At 63.4% G+C, this 22426-nt stretch carries 24 protein-coding genes, 1 other RNA gene and 2 pseudogenes; 16 read left to right on the forward strand and 11 right to left on the reverse strand.

Going from position 1 to position 22426, the window contains the following annotated elements; translation table 11 throughout:
• The first annotated feature begins 54 nt into the window (after positions 1-54).
• Together ACQKQA_RS06650 and ACQKQA_RS06655 are read left to right on the forward strand one after the other, a co-directional pair.
• The gene (locus ACQKQA_RS06650; RefSeq protein WP_427554752.1) at positions 55-492 is read left to right on the forward strand and encodes a hypothetical protein; all 438 of its coding nucleotides are present in this window, start codon (positions 55-57) and stop codon (positions 490-492) included.
• The gene (locus tag ACQKQA_RS06655) at positions 489-893 is read left to right on the forward strand and encodes an META domain-containing protein (RefSeq protein ID WP_427554754.1); all 405 of its coding nucleotides are present in this window, start codon (positions 489-491) and stop codon (positions 891-893) included. Before ACQKQA_RS06650 ends, ACQKQA_RS06655 begins: the two co-directional genes overlap by 4 nt.
• Positions 894-1002: 109 nt before the next feature.
• Here the strand turns inward: ACQKQA_RS06655 and ACQKQA_RS06660 are convergent, their stop codons facing one another.
• The gene (locus ACQKQA_RS06660; RefSeq protein WP_427554756.1) at positions 1003-1467 is read right to left on the reverse strand and encodes a redoxin domain-containing protein; all 465 of its coding nucleotides are present in this window, start codon (positions 1465-1467) and stop codon (positions 1003-1005) included.
• Between the two features lie 127 nt (positions 1468-1594).
• Here ACQKQA_RS06660 and arsC point away from each other — a divergent pair, with 127 nt between their 5' ends.
• Genes arsC through ACQKQA_RS06675 form a run of 3 tightly spaced genes read left to right on the forward strand, consistent with a single transcriptional unit; the run spans position 1595 to position 2968 of the window.
• On the forward strand, positions 1595-1948 hold the full coding sequence (arsC, locus tag ACQKQA_RS06665; protein ID WP_427554758.1) for an arsenate reductase (glutaredoxin): 354 nt from the start codon (positions 1595-1597) through the stop codon (positions 1946-1948).
• Complete coding sequence (gene wrbA, locus ACQKQA_RS06670; RefSeq protein WP_427554760.1) at positions 1945-2550, forward strand: NAD(P)H:quinone oxidoreductase; 606 nt, start codon at positions 1945-1947, stop codon at positions 2548-2550. Before arsC ends, wrbA begins: the two co-directional genes overlap by 4 nt.
• Positions 2543-2968 (forward strand): DUF2069 domain-containing protein, encoded by a 426-nt coding sequence (locus ACQKQA_RS06675; RefSeq protein ID WP_427554762.1) that lies wholly within the window; start codon positions 2543-2545, stop codon positions 2966-2968. Before wrbA ends, ACQKQA_RS06675 begins: the two co-directional genes overlap by 8 nt.
• A gap of 113 nt (positions 2969-3081) precedes the next feature.
• On the opposite strand, the pseudogene ACQKQA_RS06680 reads toward ACQKQA_RS06675, so the two are convergent.
• Positions 3082-3504 (reverse strand): annotated as a pseudogene (locus ACQKQA_RS06680) (DNA-3-methyladenine glycosylase I); the annotation flags it as partial.
• Between ACQKQA_RS06680 and ACQKQA_RS06685 the strand changes: the two are divergent.
• The 6 genes and pseudogenes from ACQKQA_RS06685 to ACQKQA_RS06710 all read left to right on the forward strand — a co-directional run.
• Positions 3495-4112 (forward strand): annotated as a pseudogene (locus ACQKQA_RS06685) (lactate utilisation protein LutB domain-containing protein); the annotation flags it as partial. The pseudogenes ACQKQA_RS06680 and ACQKQA_RS06685 sit on opposite strands and share 10 nt — an antisense overlap.
• Entirely contained in the window at positions 4109-4780 is a 672-nt protein-coding gene (locus ACQKQA_RS06690) for a LutC/YkgG family protein (protein ID WP_427554764.1), read from the forward strand. The pseudogene ACQKQA_RS06685 and the gene ACQKQA_RS06690, both read left to right, overlap by 4 nt.
• Positions 4777-7587: an FAD-binding and (Fe-S)-binding domain-containing protein gene (locus ACQKQA_RS06695; RefSeq protein WP_427554766.1), complete on the forward strand. Its 2811-nt coding sequence runs from the start codon at positions 4777-4779 to the stop codon at positions 7585-7587. Before ACQKQA_RS06690 ends, ACQKQA_RS06695 begins: the two co-directional genes overlap by 4 nt.
• A 168-nt stretch (positions 7588-7755) precedes the next feature.
• A complete protein-coding gene (locus tag ACQKQA_RS06700; RefSeq protein WP_427554768.1) occupies positions 7756-8037 on the forward strand; it encodes a hypothetical protein in 282 nt (93 codons plus the stop codon).
• An 85-nt stretch (positions 8038-8122) separates the two neighbouring features.
• Positions 8123-8514: a transfer-messenger RNA gene (ssrA, locus tag ACQKQA_RS06705) on the forward strand.
• Positions 8515-8812: 298 nt separating this feature from the next.
• Positions 8813-8989: a DUF3606 domain-containing protein gene (locus tag ACQKQA_RS06710; RefSeq protein WP_427554770.1), complete on the forward strand. Its 177-nt coding sequence runs from the start codon at positions 8813-8815 to the stop codon at positions 8987-8989.
• A gap of 148 nt (positions 8990-9137) precedes the next feature.
• On the opposite strand, the gene ACQKQA_RS06715 is transcribed toward ACQKQA_RS06710, so the two are convergent.
• Together ACQKQA_RS06715 and ACQKQA_RS06720 are read right to left on the reverse strand one after the other, a co-directional pair.
• Positions 9138-9425 carry a hypothetical protein gene (locus ACQKQA_RS06715; RefSeq protein ID WP_427554772.1) on the reverse strand — a complete coding sequence of 96 codons (288 nt, stop codon included), beginning with the start codon at positions 9423-9425 and terminating at the stop codon, positions 9138-9140.
• Positions 9422-9832 (reverse strand): hypothetical protein, encoded by a 411-nt coding sequence (locus ACQKQA_RS06720; protein WP_427554900.1) that lies wholly within the window; start codon positions 9830-9832, stop codon positions 9422-9424. The genes ACQKQA_RS06715 and ACQKQA_RS06720 overlap by 4 nt, the downstream gene beginning before the upstream one ends.
• A gap of 613 nt (positions 9833-10445) precedes the next feature.
• Here ACQKQA_RS06720 and ACQKQA_RS06725 point away from each other — a divergent pair.
• Positions 10446-10832 (forward strand): DUF6124 family protein, encoded by a 387-nt coding sequence (locus ACQKQA_RS06725; RefSeq protein ID WP_427554774.1) that lies wholly within the window; start codon positions 10446-10448, stop codon positions 10830-10832.
• A 56-nt stretch (positions 10833-10888) separates the two neighbouring features.
• On the opposite strand, the gene ACQKQA_RS06730 is transcribed toward ACQKQA_RS06725, so the two are convergent.
• Positions 10889-12115, reverse strand: a complete 1227-nt coding sequence (locus tag ACQKQA_RS06730; RefSeq protein ID WP_427554776.1) for an SGNH/GDSL hydrolase family protein — start codon at positions 12113-12115, stop codon at positions 10889-10891.
• Between the two features lie 109 nt (positions 12116-12224).
• Here ACQKQA_RS06730 and ACQKQA_RS06735 point away from each other — a divergent pair, with 109 nt between their 5' ends.
• Together ACQKQA_RS06735 and ACQKQA_RS06740 are read left to right on the forward strand one after the other, a co-directional pair.
• Complete coding sequence (locus ACQKQA_RS06735; RefSeq protein ID WP_427554778.1) at positions 12225-13130, forward strand: LysR substrate-binding domain-containing protein; 906 nt, start codon at positions 12225-12227, stop codon at positions 13128-13130.
• Positions 13131-13356: 226 nt separating this feature from the next.
• Complete coding sequence (locus tag ACQKQA_RS06740; RefSeq protein WP_427554780.1) at positions 13357-14457, forward strand: polyamine ABC transporter substrate-binding protein; 1101 nt, start codon at positions 13357-13359, stop codon at positions 14455-14457.
• Between the two features lie 40 nt (positions 14458-14497).
• Here the strand turns inward: ACQKQA_RS06740 and ACQKQA_RS06745 are convergent, their stop codons facing one another.
• The 3 genes from ACQKQA_RS06745 to ACQKQA_RS06755 all read right to left on the reverse strand — a co-directional run bounded on the left by ACQKQA_RS06745 (position 14498) and on the right by ACQKQA_RS06755 (position 18209).
• Positions 14498-16135: a hypothetical protein gene (locus ACQKQA_RS06745; protein ID WP_427554781.1), complete on the reverse strand. Its 1638-nt coding sequence runs from the start codon at positions 16133-16135 to the stop codon at positions 14498-14500.
• A gap of 116 nt (positions 16136-16251) precedes the next feature.
• Complete coding sequence (locus tag ACQKQA_RS06750) at positions 16252-17130, reverse strand: alpha/beta fold hydrolase (protein WP_427554783.1); 879 nt, start codon at positions 17128-17130, stop codon at positions 16252-16254.
• Between the two features lie 2 nt (positions 17131-17132).
• On the reverse strand, positions 17133-18209 hold the full coding sequence (locus tag ACQKQA_RS06755; RefSeq protein WP_427554785.1) for a sugar phosphate isomerase/epimerase family protein: 1077 nt from the start codon (positions 18207-18209) through the stop codon (positions 17133-17135).
• Positions 18210-18340: 131 nt separating this feature from the next.
• Here ACQKQA_RS06755 and ACQKQA_RS06760 point away from each other — a divergent pair, with 131 nt between their 5' ends.
• Entirely contained in the window at positions 18341-18946 is a 606-nt protein-coding gene (locus tag ACQKQA_RS06760; protein WP_427554787.1) for a TetR/AcrR family transcriptional regulator, read from the forward strand.
• A 78-nt stretch (positions 18947-19024) separates the two neighbouring features.
• Here the strand turns inward: ACQKQA_RS06760 and ACQKQA_RS06765 are convergent, their stop codons facing one another.
• From ACQKQA_RS06765 to ACQKQA_RS06775, 3 genes are all read right to left on the reverse strand, one after another.
• Positions 19025-19342 (reverse strand): hypothetical protein, encoded by a 318-nt coding sequence (locus tag ACQKQA_RS06765; protein WP_025809993.1) that lies wholly within the window; start codon positions 19340-19342, stop codon positions 19025-19027.
• Between the two features lie 298 nt (positions 19343-19640).
• A complete protein-coding gene (locus tag ACQKQA_RS06770; RefSeq protein ID WP_427554789.1) occupies positions 19641-19985 on the reverse strand; it encodes a hypothetical protein in 345 nt (114 codons plus the stop codon).
• Positions 19986-20103: 118 nt separating this feature from the next.
• Entirely contained in the window at positions 20104-21093 is a 990-nt protein-coding gene (locus ACQKQA_RS06775) for a LysR substrate-binding domain-containing protein (RefSeq protein ID WP_427554791.1), read from the reverse strand.
• Positions 21094-21207: 114 nt separating this feature from the next.
• On the opposite strand from ACQKQA_RS06775, the gene ACQKQA_RS06780 reads away from it, so the two are divergent.
• Positions 21208-22377, forward strand: coding sequence for a M20 aminoacylase family protein (locus ACQKQA_RS06780; protein WP_427554793.1), 1170 nt, complete (start codon positions 21208-21210; stop codon positions 22375-22377).
• The last annotated feature ends 49 nt before the right edge of the window (positions 22378-22426 follow it).

Genomic DNA, 22426 nt, shown 5'->3' on the forward strand with positions numbered 1-22426 from the left:
GCAACCTGAGGGATCGGGGTGCGTGCTAGCATACGCGCCAGATTTGGAGGACCCATGGTCGAACACGATTTCCGCTACAGCCTGATGAACCCGCAACACACCCTGATCGAATGCCGCGCCCTGGTGCCCGGCCGCTATCAGGTCACCGGCAACGGTGGCTCCATCCGCAACGACGACGTGCTGATCGTCACCCTCAAGGGCAGCAAGGACCTGTCGATGCGCCTGACGGTGGAAACCGTGCGGCACCTGATCAACCCGGTCGGCCAGTGGGTCGCCGTGGCCCGCGGCCCGGTGTTCGGCGAGTTGGCGATCCATCAGTGGCAGGTCAACTGCGACAGCTGCGCCACCGAGCTGAGCTTCGAGTTCGCGGTGGATGCCAAGCTGGGCAGCCCGGCGCAAAAGCCGGCGGCCAGCACGCGGATCGCCGAGCTGGGCTGGATCAGCGAAGGGGAAAAACACCGGTGCCCGAAATGCCAGCGAGCCCCCCAATGAAACGCCTGGCATTGACCGCCGCCTTTGGCGCCGGCCTGCTGGGATGTGCGGCGGAACCGGTGAAACTGCAGCAGGATCGCAGCTACATTCTCGAATGGATCGGCGAGCGTCCGCTGATCGACTACAGCCACCTGACCATCACCCTGGGCGAAGACGGTCGTGCCTACGGTAACGGCGGCTGCAACCACTGGTTCGCGCCCTACACCCTGGACGGCGACAAACTCAGCTTCGGCAAGATTGGCAGCACCCGCAAGCTGTGCGCGCCAGCGTTGATGGAGCAGGAAAAACGCTTCCTCCAGGCGCTGGAGAATGTCCAGCGCTGGGACATCTCGCCCATCGATCAAGTGCGCTTCTGGCCGGCCGAAGGCAAGCCGCTGCGCTGGTGGCTCGAGGAAGGTTGAGCCACTGTAGCCGCTGCCGCAGGTTGCGATCGGCCTGAAAGGCCGTTGCGATCTCAAGATCGCTGAAGGCCCTGCGGGCCTTATCGCAGCCGACGGCAGCGGCTACAGATCAATTTCCGCGCAGAGCCTTCAGTTTCTCCAGCACGCCTGCCGCGGTCTGTTCGCCCATCAGTTGCTCACGCACCTTGCCCTTGTCGTCGATGATGTAGGTCACCGGCAACCCCTCGCTGCGCGGCAGGTCGAAGAGTTCGGCCGGGTTCTGCGCCAGCACGGTGAACTTGATGCCCAGTTTTTCGCTGGCGCTCTTGAGTTCTTCGCCCTGGACGTTATCGAAGTTGACCCCCAGCACGCTCACCGGCTGCCCCTTGAGGCCTTCGGCCAAGGCATTGAGTTCGGGAATCTCGGTACGGCATGGCCCACACCACTCCGCCCAGTAATTGAGCACCAGCCACTGCTTGTCCACGCGCTCGGCAGCGACTTTCTGGCCATATTGGTCGACGCCGTAATCGTTGCCGCAGCCGCTCAGCAACAAGGTGCCGATAATCGCCAGTGCCGCTGCCAGTTGCCTTGCCATGCCTTGTTCCTTGTCTTGAAAAAAATCAGTCAAACCCGCTTTTCTGCGACCCATCGCCTCGCAAGGTTCAGGACTGCCCGTCGCACAGGTAGAATAGCCGCCACCTTACGCAAGATGCGACCCGCCCATGACCGATCTGACGCTTTATCACAATCCGCGCTGCTCGAAATCCCGCGGCGCTCTGGAACTGCTGGAAGCCCGTGGCCTGACCCCGACCGTGGTCCGCTACCTGGAAACCCCGCTCGATGCCGCCCAGTTGCACAGCCTGCTGGGCAAGCTCGGGATCGGCGCTCGCCAGCTGCTGCGCACCGGCGAAGACGAGTACAAGACCCTGAACCTGGCCGACGCCAGCCTGAGCGAAGCCCAGCTGATCGCTGCCATCGCCGCCCATCCGAAGCTCATGGAGCGGCCGATCCTCGAAGTCGGCGACAAGGCCATCATCGGCCGGCCGCCGGAGAATGTGCTGGAGATCCTGCCTTGAGCACGCCGTACATCCTGGTCCTCTACTACAGCCGCAACGGTTCGACCAACGAGATGGCCCGGCAGATCGCCCGGGGCATCGAGCAAGGCGGCCTGGAAGCACGCCTGCGCACCGTGCCGGCGATCTCCACCGAGTGCGAAGCCGTGGCCCCGAGCATTCCGGAAGACGGCGCGCTGTACGCCAGCCTCGATGACCTCAAGCACTGCTCCGGCCTGGCCCTGGGCAGCCCGACCCGCTTCGGCAACATGGCCGCGCCGCTGAAGTATTTCCTCGATGGCACCAGCAACCTGTGGCTGACCGGTGCCCTGGTGGGCAAACCCGCCGGGGTGTTCACCTCCACCGCCAGCCTGCACGGCGGCCAGGAAACCACCCTGCTGTCGATGATGCTGCCGCTGCTGCACCACGGCATGCTGATCACCGGCCTGCCCTACAGCGAATCGGCCCTGCTGGACACCCGTGGCGGCGGCACGCCCTACGGCGCCAGCCACCACGCCGGCGCCGATGGCAAGAGCCCGCTGAACGAGCACGAAATCGCTCTGTGCCGCGCCCTGGGCCTGCGCCTGGCCAGGACCGCCCAGCAACTGGAGAGCGGCCGTGGCTAAAAAGCCGAAGATCCTGCCGGCCATCGAATGGCTGGAACCCCGGGTGCGCATCGCCCGGGTGCTGAGCCTGATCTGCTTTTTCGGCCTGGTCGGCCTGCTGTGCGGCTACTACCTGTTCGTCGCCGACCTGCACGGCGCCCGCCCCTGGGTGATCCTGCTGATCGAACTGGTGCCGCTGCTGCTGATGGCGCCGGGCATGCTGATGGGCAGCCCGCGCGGGCATTCCTGGATGTGCTTTGTGGTGAACCTGTATTTCATCAAGGGTGCGCTGGCCGCCTACGATCCGAACCGACAACTGTTCGGCCTGCTGGAGATGCTCGCCAGCCTGGCGGTGTTCTGTTCGGCCCTGCTCTACGTGCGCTGGCGCTTCCAGCTCAACCGCAAGCTCGCAGGCGAAGGCGAAATCAGCGCCGCCTGACGGCGGCGCATCGCGGGCAAGCCTCGCTCCTACGGGAACCGCATGCTGCTTCTGTAGGAGCGAGGCTTGACCGCGATGAACGATAACGCGGCACTCCAGAGAGCACACTCAGATCAGTGGTTGACGGTATACGCCAGCATCATCGAGATCTGGCACAGCGGCCGGCCGCTTTCGGCGTGCCACTGGTTGAAGGCGCCCTGCACCGTGGCCAGGTCCTTGAGGCTGCTGGGCACCTTGTCGATGATCTGCTGCGCATTCAGCGCCGCCACCACATCGTTGGTGGGCACGAAGGTGTCCTTGCCGACCATCCGTAAAAAGCGCGGGGCCGACAGGCCGCCCAACTGATGGCCATGCTTGGCCAGGTACTTCCACAAACCGACGATATCGGTCACCGGCCAGTCGGCGATCAAGGCGCCGAAGCTGCCCTTTTCCTTTGCCACGTCCAGCACCATCTGCGCGTTACGCGGCACGCTCTTGAGCTTGCCCAGGTGGCGAATGATGCGCTCGTCCTGCATCAGTCGCTCGAGCCGGCCCGCGCCAGGAACATGAACTCGATGGCCCACAACAAGTGCACCTGGTGCTGCTGGACAACGGCCGCAGCCAGGCCTTCGCCGACAGCGAATTGCGCCAGACCCTGAACTGCATCCGCTGCGGCGCCTGCATGAACCATTGCCCGGTCTACACCCGCATCGGCGGCCACAGCTATGGCGAGGTCTACCCCGGCCCCATCGGCAAGATCATCACCCCACACATGGTCGGCCTGGCCAAGGTGCCGGACCATCCGAGCGCCTCGTCGCTGTGCGGCGCCTGTGGCGAAGTGTGCCCGGTGAAGATCCCGATCCCGGCCCTGCTGCGGCGCCTGCGCGAAGAGAACGTCAAGGCCCCGGACAGCCCGCATCAAGTGATGCGCGGCCAGGGCAGCAAGTATTCGCGCAAGGAACGTTTCATCTGGAACGCCTGGGCCCGGCTCAACAGCTCGCCGACCCTGTATCGTCTGTTCAGCCTGGCGGCCACCCGCCTGCGCGCACTGACTCCGAACAATGTCGGCCCCTGGACCCAGAACCACAGCGCGCCAAAACCTGCCGCCCGGTCGCTGCACGACCTGGCCCGCGAGCATCTGGCCAAACAGGGAGAACGTCGATGAGCGCTAAACAGAACATCCTCGGCAAACTGCACAACAGCCTCGCCGGCACCACGCCGATTGTGGATAACTTCGACGAGGCGCTGGTCACGGAGCCTTATACCTACACCCCGGAACAACGCATCCCGCAACTGCGTAAACAGATGGAAGCGGTGCACACCGAAATCCACCTGACCAGCGGCCAGGACTGGCCGGCGCTGCTCGCTCGCCTGCTGGGCGAGCGCCAGTTGCCGAGCCTGCTGATCGCCCCGAGCACGCCCCACGGCCAACGCGTGACCGAATACTGGGCCGAGCATCCCGGCCTGCCGACGCTCAAGGCCTACGACCGGCCCGTCGAGGAATGGAAAGCCGAGCTGTTCAACGACACCCCGGCCAGCCTCACCACCACCCTCGGCGCCATCGCCGCCACCGGCAGCCTGATCCTCTGGCCGACCCGCGAAGAGCCGCGGCTGATGAGCCTGGTGCCACCGGTGCATTTCGCCCTGCTCAAGGCCAGCGAGATCCGCGACAACTTCTATCAGGTGCAGCAGGAATACGCCTGGGCCCAGGGCATGCCGACCAACGCGCTGTTGGTGTCCGGTCCGTCGAAGACCGCCGATATCGAACAAGTCCTGGCCTACGGCGCCCACGGCCCGAAAGACCTGGTGGTGCTGATTCTGGAGGACCAATGAGTCTACCAGCGGCTTTTCTGCGTGATGCACAACGACTGATTCCCCAGGAGCGGCGTTTCGACGATCCGCTCTCCACACTGGCCTTCGGTACCGACGCGAGTTTTTATCGGCTGATTCCGCAACTGGTGATCCGCGTCGAGTCCGAAGACGAAGTGGTGGCCCTGCTCCAGCTGGCCCAACGCGACCGCGTGCCGGTGACCTTCCGCGCCGCCGGCACCAGCCTGTCCGGGCAGGCCATCAGCGACTCGGTATTGATCGTCCTTGGGGATAACTGGAACGGCCGCGAGATCCGCGACCAGGGCCAGCAGATCCGCCTGCAACCGGGGGTGATCGGCGCCCAGGCCAACGCCTGGCTGGCACCGTTCGGGCGCAAGATCGGCCCCGACCCGGCCTCGATCAACGCCTGCAAGATCGGCGGCATAGTCGCCAACAACGCCAGCGGCATGTGCTGCGGCACCGCGCAAAACACCTACCACACCCTGGCCGGCCTGCGCCTGGTGCTGGCCGACGGCACTCGCCTGGACACCGAAGACGCGGCCAGCGTCGCGGCCTTTCGCGCCAGCCACGGTGAACTACTGGAACGTCTGGCCACCCTGGGCCGCGAGACCCGGGCCAACAGCGAGCTGGCGACAAAGATCCGCCACAAGTACCGACTGAAAAACACCACCGGCCTGTCCCTCAACGCCCTGGTGGATTTCGACGAGCCGCTGGAGATCCTCAGCCACCTGCTGGTGGGCTCCGAAGGCACCCTGGGCTTTATCAGCGCGGTGACTTACGACACGGTGCTCGATCATCCGCACAAGGCCTCGGCGTTGATCGTCTTCCCCGATGTGGAGACCTGCTGCAACGCGGTGAGCGTGCTGAAAAGCCAGCCGGTGTCCGCCGTGGAACTGCTGGACCGCCGCAGCCTGCGCTCGGTGCAGGACAAACCGGGGATGCCGGCGTTCGTCCGGCAGCTGTCGGCCAATGCCTGCGCACTGCTGATCGAGTCCCGCGCCGCGTCCTCAGCCCTGCTGCAGGAACAACTGGCGCAGATCATGACGTCCCTGGCCGCCTTCCCGGTGGAAAAACAGGTCGACTTCACCGAAGACCCGAAGGAAAACGCCAAGCTCTGGGCGATCCGCAAGGACACCTTCCCCGCCGTCGGCGCGGTGCGCAAGACCGGCACCACGGTGATCATCGAAGACGTGACCTTCCCGGTGGAGCAGCTGGCCATCGGTGTCAATCGCCTGATCGCGCTGTTCGACAAGCACCGCTACGACGAGGCGATCCTGTTCGGCCATGCGCTGGAGGGTAACCTGCACTTCGTCTTCACCCAGGGCTTCAACAGCGCCAAGGAAGTGGCGCGCTACCAGGCCTTCATGGACGACGTGGCGCAACTGGTGGCCGTGGAATTCGGCGGCTCGCTCAAGGCCGAACACGGCACCGGGCGCAATATGGCGCCCTTCGTCGAGCTGGAATGGGGCAGCGACGCCTACCAGCTGATGTGGCAACTCAAGCGCCTGCTCGACCCTAACGGCATTCTCAACCCGGACGTGGTGCTCAGCGAGGACCCGCAGATCCACCTCAAGCACCTCAAGCCGCTGCCGGCGGCCGACGAGATTGTGGATAAGTGCATCGAGTGCGGCTTCTGCGAGCCGGTGTGCCCGTCCAAGGGGCTGACCCTGAGCCCGCGCCAGCGCATCGTGATCTGGCGCGATATCCAGGCCCGCAAACGTGCCGGCATCGACACCACGGAACTGGAAGCGGCCTATCAGTACCAGGGCCTCGACACCTGCGCCGCCACCGGCCTGTGCGCCCAGCGCTGCCCGGTGGGCATCAACACCGGCGAGCTGGTGAAAAAGCTGCGCGGCCAAGGTGCGACCCACACCGGGGCCGCCGAGTGGCTAGGAACCCACTTCGCCACCACCCTGCAAGGCGCACGCTTCACTTTATATGTGGCCAACGGCGCGCGCCGGCTGCTGGGAGCTCCGCGGCTGGCCAGGGTCTCGGCGACCTTGACCCGGCTGTCCAAGGGCCAGGTGCCGCAGTGGACCAACGCCATGCCGCAGCCGGAACGGGCCATTCGCTTCAGCCCGCCGATCGGCGACCGGCGGCCGCGGGTGGTCTATCTGGCGGCTTGCGTTTCGCGGGTCATGGGCCCGGCAGCCGGGGACAAAGAGCAGAGTTCGCTCTACGACAAGACCCGCAACCTGCTGGAAAAGGCCGGTTATCAGGTGGTGATTCCGGAGCATGTGGAGAACCTCTGCTGCGGCCAGCCGTTCGCCTCCAAGGGCTATGCGGAACAGGCCGAGCACAAGCGCCAGGAACTGATCGGCGCCCTGCTCCATGCCAGCCGGGGCGGCCTCGACCCGATCTACTGCGACACCAGCCCCTGCACCCTGCGCCTGGTGCAGGATCTGGGCGAGGTACGCCTGGATCTGTACGACCCGGTGCGTTTCATCCGCACCCACCTGATGGACAAGCTCGAGTTCACTCCCCAGGAAGCGCCAGTGGCGGTACACGTCACCTGCAGCACCCAGCATCTGGGTGAGAGCCAGGCGCTGATCGACCTGGCGCGGCGTTGCAGCACCAACGTGGTCATCCCGGAAGGCATCCATTGCTGCGGCTTCGCCGGCGACAAGGGCTTCACCACGCCGCAGCTCAACGCCCACGCCCTGCGCAGCCTCAAGGACGCGGTGCAGCACTGCAGCGAAGGCCTCTCCACCAGCCGCACCTGCGAGATCGGCCTGAGCCAGCATGGCGGCATCGATTACCACGGGCTGGTGTACCTGGTGGACCGGGTGACCCGGGCTCGGCAAGGCTGAGCGGCCCGGTAGGCCAGGGACGCCCCCTGGCCTGCTGGTGCGTTCGGCTGCTGAGACGTCCGGCGGAAAAATAGAACCCAGGCCCTGTCATGCAGTCCATTGAGCAAGACAAACCAGCAATGCATGCCGATGCCAGCGACGCCTGGCCCTTCGCTCAAGGAGACACCTATGAAACGCGCAGTAGTATCGGGCCTGTTCGTCATCGCCTCGGTGCTGACCTCCCCCGGTTTCGCCGGGAGCCAGGAAGACTTGTGCCAGATGAACCTGCAGACCATCGACAGCAGCAAGGCCAGCCTCCAGTCCGCAGACCTGCGAGCGAACATCGAGGCCACCGAGCAACAGGCCAGGGCGGCCCAGGCAAAAAACACCGAAGAAGGCACCAAGGAATGCATCGCCCTGACCACCCGGGCGATTCAAGCCATCCAGAGCGGCGGCCAGAGCGGCTACTGATCCACAGACAACCCGCCTTCGGGATGGCCTTGCGAGCCATTTTGGCGTAGACTGCACAAACCTGCTGGTAATGCACAGCAGGTTCGGGGCCGTTTAGGATTCGACGCCGGTTGCGAAACTTTAGGTGCATGCCGAGTTGGTAACAGAACTCGTAAATCCACTGTTGCAACTTCCTATAGTTGCCAATGACGAAACCTACGGGGAATACGCTCTCGCTGCGTAAGCGGCGCTAGCCTTCCTTCTGGTACCTTCGGGTCCAGCAATCATCAGGGGATGTCTGTAAACCCGAAATGATTGTCATACAGAACAGAATCGCCGTGCAGTACGTTGTGGACGAAGCGGCTAAAACTTACACAACTCGCCCAAAGCACCCTGCCCGTCGGGTCGCTGAGGGTTAACTCAATAGACACGGCTAAGCATGTAGTACCGACAGCGGAGTACTGGCGGACGGGGGTTCAAATCCCCCCGGCTCCACCAAACGAAGCAAAACAAAGCCCGCCTTGTGCGGGCTTTGTCGTTTCTGGCCACTCCTCCTTTGAAGGAATGGGATTCTTCGGATATCTCGATAGGTCGAATATCCACTGAAAGAGAAGTCAAACAGCCATACTTGCTGCGCCACCTCCCTGACATACGCCTGACATGCCACCAACACGATCACTCCTTGGTCGCCGGCATCTACGATGCCGATCATCGGTTTTGCTCAGCTCCACCCCGCAACAATGAACCGCACTGCTAGCCTCCTTGTTCAGCACCAACCCACACAAGGAGAAACAAAATGCCAGATGATCTCACCAAACGCCGGCCCCAGGACTCATCAAAAATCAACGTACATGAACCCTATGAGTTGAATTACTGGTCTGATCACTTCGGTGTATCAAAGGAGAAGATCAAGGATGCAGTCAGGGTAGTTGGTGTCATGGCCAACAAAGTAAAAGCACATTTAGGTAAATGATTACCCGAGCGGAGGGTCGTCAGGCCTTCCGCCATTTCATCGATAAATAGCCGTAATGGAAAACAACTCGCGCTCATAGCCGATCCAAACCTGCGCTCTACCAGCCATTTTTCCAAGGCCTGTACTTTTTTACTGGTCCAGCAGACTGCTACTTCTTTCTACACATCTCAACGTCGTTCTGGGTTTTCAGTTCAGTTTCGATACCGAGCCGATATCTGCAGTAGTCGATGATCCACTTTCGTTCCTCCTCCGTGAGGCGTTCGACTTGCCTGATCTCTCCATCATTGGCGTGGATGTTGTAAAACTTCACCTGAAAGGTCGGATGCTTCTTGATGAATAGAATCGTCTCAATGTCACCATCCTCCAGTGCTTCGTAGTAGCCGATATAGAGCACGGCCCATAACGCCAGCGCTGCTGCGATCAATAGTTTTTTCATTCTTTCGGCGCCGGTGGAGGCATCAGTTTTGTTTTGGCTCTGATGTTTCTGACCAATTCCATCCCGATATTTCCGGGACAGATTTTTCCTTCCAAGGCTTGTCCAGGGTACTCCCTGTGACCGCCAAAGTTCTTGAGGACGAAGACGCTTTTCAGAGCCTCGATCAAATGCATCAACGCATCAATTTGGACGGCTGGTATCACGTTTGTTGTGCTGTAGCCGAGGTGGTCAAGGGCTATGCGGCCTTTAGCAACCCAGTCGCCGCCCTCTTCCGGCGTTGTCAGGTTTTCCAACAGGACGATGCCGATCAGGCCAGTGTTGAATTTCAAAACGCTTGAGCCTTGCAGGCGGATGTCTCGCCCTTCGAATATCTGCCCAGTGCAGTCAATCCCGTAGTGGTAGCCAATGTCATCAAAATCATCTGCTGCGAGGTAACAAAAATGGGGAGCTTACGGTTCTTGTAGCGGTTCAGATGCTAAGGGAGCTCACCAATCCGAAGCAAACGCAGCAACAGGCAGCGTGTATGCCCAGTTGAAGCAAGCCCCCTTATACACCGGGCCTCGACCCCGCCCAAACGAAGCACCAACAAAGCCCTCCTTGTGCGGGCTTTGTTGGCTCTGGCCTCAGCGTTCCAACATCACCATTACCATGTCCCGCTCCCCGCAATAGCAGATCAATTGCAGACCGAGCATGCGTTCCCCCGAAGCAGCGTTAAGTCTCTTTCTATTGTGCGAATTTTCCTAGAAACTCCCAGCCACTTGCGCCTACCGCCCCGCACTGGCTAGCCTCGATTCGTCACTGCAAATCCAGTGATCGGGTTTAGCAGCTCGCAATCGATTAGGCGCACAACGCCGCCGTCTACGTGGCGTTTTTTGGGCTCCGTTTTATGGCGGCCGTGCGCAGGGCACCTTCAGGTGCGCCGGGTTCCTAGTCGACCGGTACTGCTAACCTGCGAACGGCCGCCACCCTATCGTTTAGCAGCGACGGTGAAGGCTCCTACCATCGATTAGGAGTTACACCATGAAAAAGCTCGTTCCCGATCCGCCCCGCACTGCTACCCACCGCGTCAGAAACCTCGAACACGATCTGGCCAATCAGCAGATCCGGCAGAAACTGTCAGTTCAGCCTGCTGATGCGTCTCTGATTCAGTCACTGAAGAAAACCATCAGTATCCCGGTGAGTCGCGATTCTTTGTTCTCGGTTCGAGAAGGCATCAACGCCGAAGAAGCCCTGCTCCACGTCTCCCTGCTGCTGAAAAGCGCCGAGGAGGTTTCCGATGAAATTACCGAGCGCGGCAGTGGCATCGAGCGCGGTTTGATCTGGTCCCTGGTGCACTCGGTGGAGATGGCGCGAGCTGTGGTGGATGCCTTGATTGATGGCAGTCGCCACACGCCATCGCTGAAGTAGAACACCCCGCGAAAGCACGGCGCGGCAGCACGACCTGCCGCGCATCTACTAAACACTCAAAAAAGCCCCTCCAACCCCACCCCCTCCGCCATCACCCTATTCCCCTCATCCCCCGGGTGCAGGTGATCCCCCGAATCGATCCTCGGCAACAACCGCGTTGGATGCTGCGGATCACGGGTCATCTGATCGAAGTCAATCACCGCATCAAACGCCTGGCTGCTACGCATCCACTGATTGAGCGCCTGGCGCAACTGTTCCTTCCGCGGGCTGTGATAGTGCTCGATGACGCTGCCCTCCAGGGCACCTTCGAAGGGCAGCAGCGTGGTGCCGATGATGCGGATGTTGTGGCGATGGGCCTGATCGATCAATTGTTGATAACCGGCGATCAACCCGTCCAACGAAGGTAATGGCGCGTTTGGCGCGAAAGCGGTGCCGGGCCAGCTGATGTCGTTGATACCCAGCATCAGCACCACGCTTTTCACCCCGGGTTTGCCCAGCACGTCGCGCTCGAAACGCTTCAGCGCGCTGGAGCCCATGCCGTCTTCGAGCAGGCGTGCGCCGGATATGCCGCCGTTGAGCACGGCGACTTTATCTTTGGCCAGGCGCTGGGCGAGGAAGTCCGGCCAGCGCCGGTTGTGGTCCAGGGTCGAGCCATTACCGTCGGTGATGGAATCGCCGAGCACTACCAGGGCTCGGCTGTCGGGTGGGGCGTCTACCAGGATGTCGCTGAGGAACAGCCGCGCTTCCACCTGCTCCTTGCCTTCCAGTCGCGGCGTATCGACCTGGTTGCCCGGGGTGATAAAGGCGGTTTGCTTGCCATCCCAATGGAAGGTGGTCAGTGGCGTGCGTTGGGGCAGGTACAGCGAGACCCGTAGATCGCTGAGGTCCGGCACGGTCAGCGCCAGGGGATCGCTGGTTCGGGTCTCGCCCGGCGCGATGCTGACCTGCTGCTGGCCGCCAAACGTCAGGATTTGCCCGGGGCCGGTATGGACGGACTCGGGCATGGCCGCGACCCGCGTCGCCCCGATCAGCAGCGGCTGCTTGCCGTACTCGTTGGAAAGCACCACACGTATCTGGCTGCCACCGACACTGATCCGCAGCCGCTGGTGGACGGTGCTATCGGTCAGCGCCTCGGGAATCCGCGTCGGCAGCGGCAATTCGTTGCTCCAGGTGGGCTGCGGGCTGGCCATCCAGGTGGTGATCCAGTGTTCCTGGGCCAGGGCCGAGCCGGCGGCCAGCAGCGCCGTCAACGCCAGGGGCAGGCAAAAGTGCAGGGTTTTCATTCCAGGCATCTCCTTGAAGCCGTCAGGCTGAGGCGGCCAGATTGCTCCATGCGAAATAGCCATGATAGAAGGCATAACTCCATACCGCCCATTCCGATATCGAATACCCATGGACAGCCTCAAAGCCATGCACTGCTTCGTCCGCGCCGTCGAGCTTGGCAGCCTGTCGGCGGCCGCCCGCGAGCTGGACAGCACTCAGCCCACCGTCAGCAAGCTGGTCGCCGCTCTGGAAAAACAGCTGGGCACCCGCCTGCTCACCCGGGGCACCAGCGGGCTGGCCCCGACCGAACAGGGCAAGCGTTTCTACGAACGGGCCAAGGCCGTGCTGGAGGAATACGGCGAGGCCGTGGCCGAGGTGCGCGGGCTGACCGAGCGCCCCGCGGGGCTGGTGCGGGTCAATGTGCCGGTGAGCCTCGGGGTGTTGCACCTGAATGGGCTGTTGCTGGGGTTCATGGCGCAATACCCGGAGATCGAGGTGGAGCTGATCCTCAACGATCGCTTCGTCGACCTCACCGAGGAAAACGTCGACCTGGCCCTGCGCCTGGGCGGCGACTTGCCGCCCAACGCCATCGCCCGGCGCATCGCCACGTCGCCGCGCTACCTGGTGGCCGCGCCGCAATACCTGCGCCAGCATGCGCCCTTGAACAGCCCGGCCGATCTGGGCGCCCATGACTTCCTGCGCTTCGCCTGGCTGGCCGCGGGGGATCGCCTGGAGCTGAGCGGCCCCCAGGGAGAAAAGGTCAGCGTCACCGCCCAAGGGCGCTATCGAACCAACAGCTCGCTGGCCATCCGCGACGGCGTGCTGCAGGGCGCCGGCCTGTGCATCACTCCGGCCTGGCTGGTCAGCGACCTGCTGGAAAGCGGGCGGTTGGTGCGGGTCCTGCCCGACTGGAGCGGCCCGCCGAACGAGGCGTTCCTGATCTATCCCGAGCGCCGCTACCGGCCCCTGCGCGTGCGTTTGCTCATGGAATACCTGGCCGAACGGGTGCCGCAGATACCGGGCTTCATTGCCTGACCCCAATAGGCATCAGTACCCGCCCCGGCCACGATCAATGGCCATTACGATCCCCTTTTGGCCAACCCCGTGCTGTGCAGCGCCGGGGCCCTCGGCAAGAATCAAGCCCGGAACGCTGGCTCAGCGACCTGCAGGTTCAGCAGAACCACCCTTCTCCCTTGCCCTTTCAAGGGACCGCCTGCCGTGTACAGAACATAAAAACCATCGCCACGCTGGGGAAGAATTCATGGCCACGATAAAACGCATACTGGGTGCCGCCGCTTGTGGGCTGACGCTGCTGACCGGCGCGGCGCAGGCCGAACCGCGCGAGCTGCGGGTGTACAACTGGGCCGACTACATCCTGCCGTCGGTGCCCAAGGACTTCGCCAGGAACAGCGGGATCAAGGTCACCTGGGACACCTTCGACACCAACGAATCCCTGGAAGCCAAGCTGCTCACCGGCAACTCGGGCTACGACCTGGTGGTGCCGTCGAACCAGTTCCTCGATACCCAGATCAAGGCCGGGGTGTTCCAGAAGCTCGACAAGTCCAAGCTGCCCAACTGGAGCCACCAGGACCCGGCGCTGCTCAAGCTGCTGGACAGCAACGACCCGGGCAACCAGTACGGCGTGCCCTACATGTACGGCACGGTGCTGATCGGCTTCAACAAGGCTTTGGTCAAGGCGGCCCTGGGCGACAACGCACCGGTGGACAGCTGGGACCTGGTGTTCAAGCCGGAGAACATGGAGAAGCTCAAGTCCTGCGGCGTGGCCATGCTCGACTCGCCGTCGGAAATCCTGCCGCTTGCCCTGCACTACCTGGGCCTGGACCCCAACAGCCAGAACCCCCAGGACTATGAAAAAGCCAAGGACCTGATGCTCAAGGTCCGCCCCTACGTCACCTACTTCAACTCGGCCAAGTACATGACCGACATCGCCAACGGCGACATCTGCGTGGCCATCGGTTACTCCGGCAGCTTCTACCAGTTCGGCAACCGCGCCAAAGAGGCCGGCAACGGCGTGGTGGTGGACTGGCGCCTGCCGAAAGAGGGCGCGCCGATCTGGTTCGACACCTTCGCCATTCCCAAGAGCGCGAAGAATGTCGCCGAGGCCCATGAGTTCCTGAATAACCTGCTGGACCCGAAAGTCATCGCGCCCATCAGCGACTTCCTCGGTTACCCCAACGCCAACAAGGACTCACTGGCGCTGATCGACAAGGCAATCACCGGCAACCCCGACCTGACGCCGACAAGCGAGGCCCTGAAGAAACTCTATGTGGTGCAGCCGCTGCCGCAAAAGCTGGAGCGGGTGCGGACCCGGGTCTGGACCAGCATCAAGTCGGACAAATGAGCCCCGTCCGCGGACAGCCTTGCCAAGGGCTGTCCGCGCTTCACTTCAGCGCGAACACCAGGCAGGGATTGTCGTTCAGCCGCCCTTCGTAGACCGGCGTCGCCTGTTCCAGCACGGTGCCCGCCAGCAGCGCCCGATCCTTGCGCGCCAGGATCACCCAGGCCGGGCGCGGTAACGCCGCCAGCGGTGACAGGTCGTCCTGGCTGACAAACAGCGGCTGCTCGTCGTGGTCCAGGTTCATCATGTAGCGCACCGCCCAGGTGTCCTTGCCCAGGTTGAGAAACACCAGGGGCCCGCGCTCCTCCGCCCGCAGCCCCTCCACCTGCTCGACAAAACCCCGGGTGGCGAATTGCAGGTCCTTGGCCGGCTCGATCAGCTTCACCAGCAACCACCACTGCGCCGCCAGGGCCAACAGGCTGAGCAGCACCAGGCGCCGCGCCGGTGCATTGCGGGTGATTTTCCAGACATGCAGCGCCAGTACCTGCAAGCCAAAAAACACCGCGATCATCAGCGGCAATGACAGCGCCGGCCAGTAACCGTGCTTCTGCCAACTGTGCCGACAGACCAGCAGCACCACTACGCACAGCCCCGGCAACACCGCCACCAGGCCAAGGTAAAACTCGCGCACCCGGAACAACCAACGCTGCGGTTTGAGCAGGCCGTACGCCGCCACCGCCGCGAACAGCGGCACCATGGGCAGGATGTAATAGGCGCGCTTGAAGTGCGGCACCGACAAGCCCAGCAGGAGCATCAGGCCGCAAGCCCCCAGGCGTACCAGCAACAATGCGTCGGCGTCGGTGTGCCGCGTGGCCCATTGCCGGCGCAGCACATACAGAGTCGCCAGCGCCATCGGCACCACCGGGAAGTAACGGTACAGGCTGAGCTGGAAGTAGAAGTAGAACGGCTCGCCGCTCTCATCGAGGCGCCCGCTCACCTGCATCTGGTAGACCTGCCGGGCAAAGGCTTCGCCGCCGCTGAACTGCGCCAGCTGCATCAGCGCCCACCAGCAGGCCGCCAGCAGGAGCAGGCCGATCAGGCCATGGACGAGCACCTTTCTCACCAGCCGCCAGCCATCGCCTGGCCGACGGACGCTCCCGAATGCCCAATAGGTACAGGCCACGCCACAGACCTCGATCAGCCCCAGGGGGCCGCGAATGGCGAAGGCGATCACGAACAACGGGAAGACCGCGTACTGGCGCCATCTCGAAGCCAATTGCTCGCCACGGTGCAGCAGGTAGAAACAGCCCAGGCAGAGCAACGAAACCATCTGGTCCAGGCACACCGAACGGGACTTCTCCAGCAGTTGCGCAGTCAGCGCCGTCAGTAGCACGGCCAACAGCGCCCAACTGCGGTCGAAGGGTGCCAGCAGTCGGTACAGCAGCGCCAATACACCGGCCGAGGCCAGCGCCGTGGGCAGGATATTGGCCAACTGGTTGGGCGCGCCGAACAGCTGGGCGAAGCCATAGCTGAACAGGGTGGCGGTGCCCGGATAGTCCGGGTAAGGCTCGCCGTAGGTGGTGGGAAACAGGCTGGCGCCGTGGCGGAACATCTCCTGCAAAAACAACCACCAGCGCCCGTCGAAACCTTGCGCCGGCTGGTCCCAGATGCCAAAGGAAAACAGGAACAGGGCCAGCAGAAAGACGCCCAGCGTCTGGATACGAATGCGGTGGTGATCCATGGTTGATCCGTCGGATGATTGCTGCCCCGGGGCTGGGCTTGCGGGCCGCCATGTTGCAGGGACAGGTCCTGAACCATCCCTGAACAGGCCGCAAAAAGGCAGGCTGGCGCCGTGGCTCAGCCCTGTCCGATGAACGGCAGCAGATGGGCGACGAATGCCTCGGGCGCCTCCTCGGTAATGAAGTGACCGCACCCGGGCACTATGGCCCCCTGAAGATTCAGCGCATTGCCCTGCATCGTCAGCAACGGCGCATCGTTGGTGGCCTGTTCGGCGCCAATGGCCAGGACCGGCATTTCCAGCGGGCGGCGGGCGCGCTCACGGTTCTGCCTGATGCTCTCGGGAATGGCCCGGTAATAGGCGAACCCACCCCGCAGCCCACCGGGTACCGAATAGGCGTTGACATAGGTCTGGACCGCGACCCGCTCCCGGTGGACCGACCACTTCTCGAACATGTAAGCCAGGTATTGCGCCTCACGCCCTGAAATCAGCAGCTCCGGCAGGTCCTGCAACTGATTGAACATGAAGTGCCAGAGAAAGATGTTCTGCCCCGCAGGCGCGAAGATCGTCGGCGCCTCGGCCAGACCGGGAATCACCGCCTCGGTCAGCACCAGTTTCTCCACCGCTTGCGGGTAGTCGCTGGCCAGGGCGTAGGCCACCCACATGCCGACGTCATGCCCCACCACCGAGTATTGGCTGTAACCCAGTGCCGCCATCAAGGCATGCAGGCGAGCCGCCGTGGCGCCGGTGTCGTAGCCCTGCTCGGGTCTGTCGGACATTCCCATGCCAGGGAGATCGACCGCGATCGCCCGGAACCCCTGCCCCGCCAGCGCCTGCATGACGTGGCGCCAGGTAAACCAGGTTTGCGGCCAGCCGGGGATCAACAGCACAGGCCGGCCCAGCCCCTCACTGACATAGTGCATGCGCCCGCCGTCCACCGGTACGTAGCCATGGCGGTAGTCGCGCCCGGCAAAAGCCTGCTGTTCGAAAAGGTCCATGCTCAGCGTCCTTGATGGGAGGGCTGGGCAATGCCCAGCAGTCGGTCGATCCGGGCCTGGTCCAGCGGGGCGCCGGCGAAGTCGTCGAAGACTTTGTCCGTCACCTGGATGATGTGCTGGTTGATAAAGGCCACGCCTTCCCGCGCGCCCTGCTCCTGGTCTTTCAGGCAGCACTCCCACTCCAGGGTCGCCCAGCCGGCATAGTCATAGCGCGCCAGCTTGGAGAAGATCCCCTTGAAATCCACCTGGCCGTCGCCCAGGGAACGAAACCGCCCGGCCCGGTCGACCCAGGGCTGATAACCGCCGTAGATGCCCTGGCGGCCGGTGGGATTGAACTCGGCATCCTTCACATGAAACATGCGAATGAACTCGTGGTAGATGTCCAGGTATGCCAGGTAGTCGAGCTGCTGCAGGACGAAGTGGCTGGGGTCGAAGAGCATCTTGCAACGCTCGTGATTGCCGACCTGCTCCAGAAACATCTCGAACGTCACGCCGTCATGCAGGTCCTCGCCCGGATGGATCTCGTAGCACAGGTTCACCCCCTCCTCGTCACAGGCATCGAGAATCGGCAACCAGCGCCTGGCCAGCTCCTTGAACGCCGAGTCGACCAGGCCCTGCGGGCGTTGCGGAAACGGAAAGAAATAGGGCCAGGCGAAAGAACCGGAGAAAGTCCCCATGTCGCAAAGGCCCAGCCGGCGCGAAGCCTTGGCGGACAGTTGCAGCTGTTCGAGGGCCCATTGGGTCTTGGCCCCACTGTCGCCCCGCAGAGCCGGTGGGGCGAAGCTGTCGCACAAGGTGTCGTAGGCGGGATGGACGGCCACCAACTGGCCGAACAGGTGGGTGGTCAGTTCGCTGATCACCAGGCCATGTTCGGCCAGGGTGCCACTGACCTCATCGCAATAATCCTGGCTGGCGGCTGCCAGGCGCAGGTCGAACAGGCGCTCATCCCAGGCCGGTAGTTGCAGCGCCTTGAACCCCAGCCCCGCCGCCCAGGCGGCAATGGCGGGCAGGGTATTGAATGGCGGTGCCGCATCACTGAATTGAGCCAGGTGCAGGCTCGGTCCCTTGAGGGTTTTCATCGTCCAACTCCTGTTGTTTGTCGACCGACAAACAATAGGAGCGCCCGTGATACGCCGTCAAGACGACGGCTTGATTTTTTTGTCGATCGACCAATAATTGGCGCCAATCCCCCTGAATCAAGAGATGGACCATGGCTGGCAGACCCCGCGAATTCGACCGAAAGCAGGCCCTGTACAAGGCGCGCGATGTGTTCTGGCAACGCGGCTTCGAGGCCACCTCGATGTCCGACCTGGTGGACGCGCTGGGCATTGCCTCGGCGCGCATCTATGCGGCCTTCGACTCCAAGGAAGCGTTGTTTCGCGAAGCCATCGAACTCTATGAGTCAGGCGACGGCGCCTTTGCCGATGCCGCCCTGGGCGACGACATCAGTGCGCGCGATGCCATCGAGCGCATGCTCAGGGAAGCCATCGAGCTCTACACCCAGCCTGACGGTCCGCTGGGCTGCATGGTGGTGTCTGCCGCCACCAATTGCTCGGCGGGCAACGACGGCATCAGAGAGTGGCTGGCCGAACATCGCCGCGACAGGACCCGCTCCATCATCGAGCGCCTGGAACAGGCCGTGCGTTCTGGCGAACTGCCCGGGCGCACCGACGTGATGTCCCTCGGGGACTGCTATGCCACGCTGCTGCATGGGTTATCGGTGCAGGCCCGGGACGGAATCGGCAAGTCGCGGCTATTGGCGATGATTCCCATGGCCATGGCGGCCTTCGATGCACAAACCGCAGCCGCCCCTTAGCCTCACCGAACCATCGACACGAACAAAAAAACGGCCTAGCGGGAGCACCGCCAGGCCGTCTTCGAGTCATTGCGCGCTTTACAGAAACACCGCCGAGAGCATGCCCAGCGCCCCCAGGCAGCAGCCGATCAAAGTGCCGCGCCCCGGTAGCTCACGGAACACCGACCAGATCACCAGCGGCTCGAGCAGCAACAGCGAGGTCACCGACACCACCGTGATCATCCAGATATCGCCCACCGCCAGGTACCCCAGCCAATAGGCGCCGATCAGGCAGATGCCGGCGAAACACATGATCAGCACAGGCAACGCCAGCTCCGGCCACGACGTGTTGCCGGTATGCGCCAGGCGGGCGGCGACCACTTCGCTGTAGATCGCGCAGAACTCGCCCAGCACCATCAGCCCTACAGCAGAAACTCCGAGTAATTCTTTGGACATGTGACAAACCCCTTGGTATTGAGAGCCAGATTTCGCAGCTCCCAGGCAGCAATGGCTCCGCTGACGGAGCCGCCATGACGATGCCGAGGGGTGTGCTCCAACTCTGTGACCGTGAGGAACCTGAACATGTCCATCTCCTGCTTAGTGGGTGGCGGGTGCCGGTATCGCCGCGAGCGATGGCAGCCGTTCTCTGTATAGGGCATTGGCGCGGCGGCCGATAGCCGTTTTTTGTAAGGCATTGGTGTTGCCAGGAAGGCGGCTAATCGGCCCTGAAGTTCCAGACGATCTCCACCACGCGCACCGCGAGGATCAGGTACACCAGGAACAAGCCGATCTGTAGCACCCTGTGATAACGCAGCTTGGCCAGCCGGTGCAGGCCGTCGCAGACATTGAGCAGCATCAGCAGCGCCGACACCGCGATCAGCCCCCAGCCGGTCAGGCTGGAACCCAACAGCCCCATGAACAGCTGATGGTCGCCGTGCAGTGCGTTGGTCCCCGCGGCGAACAGCAAGGCGCAGACCAGCAGGTTCTTGACGTTGTCGAAGACCCGCATGATCAGGTCGCCGTCCAGCAGTTCCAGATACTTTTGCCATAGTTTGCGCATGTCCGCGGCACCTGCTCAGCCACTGGGAAGAAAGGCGCCCCGGGGGCCTGAGGCCTGCGAGCGCACCTTCCAGCGTAGTGACGATTGCGCCCGAGCGCCTGCCGCCCCGCCAACGGCGTCAGACCCGCAGGCGTATGGTCTCGAACAGCGCCCGGTCCTCTTTGCGCGCCGAACGCGCATGGCGGCGGATCACCTGCAGCAGGCAATCGGTAAAACACTGCGCCGGGGGGCTGAGGGCGACGTTGCCGCGGGTGACGATGCTCAGGTGCCGGGGTTCGAACCGCTCTTCCAGGGGCAAGGACACCAGGCGCCCGAGAAACGGCGGCGCGGTGCTCAGGATGGTCGGGCCCCAGGTACACATGTCCGCGCGTTCCACCAGCATTTGCAGGATCGCCAGGGAATGCGCCTGGACGATGCGGCGCTCGTCGATCTGCGCGCCGTGGCGCCAGAACAGGTCCTGCATCAGTGCGTCGTGGCCGTCCGGCGCGTAGTTCAGGGTCCAGTCCTGGTCGAGCAGCTCATGGATCGAACGGGCGTCCTGCCGGGGATGCCCCTGGCGCACCAGCACCGAGGTCTGATAGTCCAGCAGGGTCTCGCAGGCAAAGTCCTGGGGCGCCTGGGACGGGTGCAACTGGCCGATGGCGAAGTCCATGCTGCCGTCGCGCAGCAGCGGCTGGGCCACCGCCATCAGGCTTTCGAACAACTCCAGGCGCACCTGGGGCATGCGCTGGCGAAACTCCAGCACCACTTCGGGCAACAGGGTCAGGGCGATCCAGGGCGTGACCCCGACACACAGCCGGCCGCTGTTCTGGCCGCGCAGCTGATCCAGCTCGGCCTGGGCATGCTCCAGTTGCTTGAGCACCAGCCGGGCGTGGGTCAGCAGTACCTTGCCGTATTCGGTGAAGTTCAGGCCGCTGGGGGTGCGCACGAACAGCGGCAGTTGCTGCGCGGTTTCCAGCTCGCGCAGCGCCTTGGTCACCGCTGCCTGGGACAGGTTCAGCGAGCGCGCGGCGCCGCGGATGCTGCCGGTCTCGGCGCTGGCGATCAAGGCTTGGAGTTGATGCAGTTTCATCTGCGTGCCCAGGTGACAACTTCGGGTTGTCATCATAACCAAACTGAGCCTCCCCGGCAGCGCGAGCGATGCCTAAGATCGACCCGACAGCGCCTCAACGATTCGCCCGACGGGTCCGAGCAGGCAAGGACCTGACCGAGGAGCCCCACCATGAACCCCCGCTACGTGCTACCCGAGATTGCCGAGCAACAGAGCGCCATGATCGCCCTGCGCCGCCAGATCCACGCGCATCCCGAACTGGGTTTCGCCGAGTTCGTCACCAGCGAGCTGGTGGCCGGACAATTGCGCGAATGGGGTTATGAGGTCAGTACCGGCGTCGGCCGCACCGGCGTGGTCGCCACCCTGAAAAACGGCGCAGGCCGCTCCCTCGGCCTGCGGGCCGACATGGACGCCCTGCCGATTCAGGAAACCAGCGGCGTGCCCCACGCCAGTCGGATCGACGGGGTGATGCATGCCTGCGGCCACGACGGACACACCGCGACCCTGCTGGCGGCGGCGCAACACCTGGCGCGCACGCGCCACTTCAAAGGCACCCTGCAACTGATTTTCCAGCCCGCCGAAGAGGGTCTGGGCGGCGCCAGGGCCATGCTCGACGACGGCCTGTTCGAGCGTTTTCCCTGCGACGCGGTGTTCGCGATGCACAACGTTCCCGGCCATCCCACCGGCCACCTGGGCTTCTACAGCGGCCCGTTCATGGCCTCGGCCGATACGGTGACGGTGAAGATCCTCGGCCACGGCGGCCACGGCGCGGTGCCGCACAAGGCGGTCGACCCGGTGCTGGTGTGCGCCTCGATCGTGGTCGCCCTGCAAAGCATCGTCGCGCGTAATATCGACCCCCTGGACACCGCCATCGTCAGCGTCGGCGCGATCCATTCCGGGACCGTGTCGAATGTGATCCCGGCCTCGGCCGACATGAGCATCAGCGTGCGCGCCCTGACCCCCGAGGTCCGGCAGTTGCTCGAACGCCGCATCACCGAGCTGGTACACGGCCAGGCCGCAAGCTTTGGCGCCCAGGCGCAGATCGACTACCAGCACTGCCACCCGGTGCTGATCAACCACGCGGCCGAAACCGCCCTGGCCCGGGACGTGGCCCGCGAGTGGCTGGGCGAGGAACAGCTGATCCACGACCTCAAGCCGTTCACCGCCAGCGAGGATTTCGCCTTCATGCTGGAACGCTGCCCCGGCAGCTACCTGGTGATCGGCAACGGCCAGGGCGAAGGCAGCTGCCTGCTGCACCACCCGGGTTACGACTTCAACGACCACTGCCTGCCCATCGGCGCGACCTACTGGGTCAAGCTGGCCGAGCGTTTTCTCGGCTGAGACGGCGGTGCGGTGCCAGCGGCACCACCGATGTAGATAGGCGATTAAC

Source organism: Pseudomonas sp. NPDC089530 (assembly GCF_050280705.1).
Taxonomy (GTDB): Bacteria; Pseudomonadota; Gammaproteobacteria; order Pseudomonadales; family Pseudomonadaceae; genus Aquipseudomonas.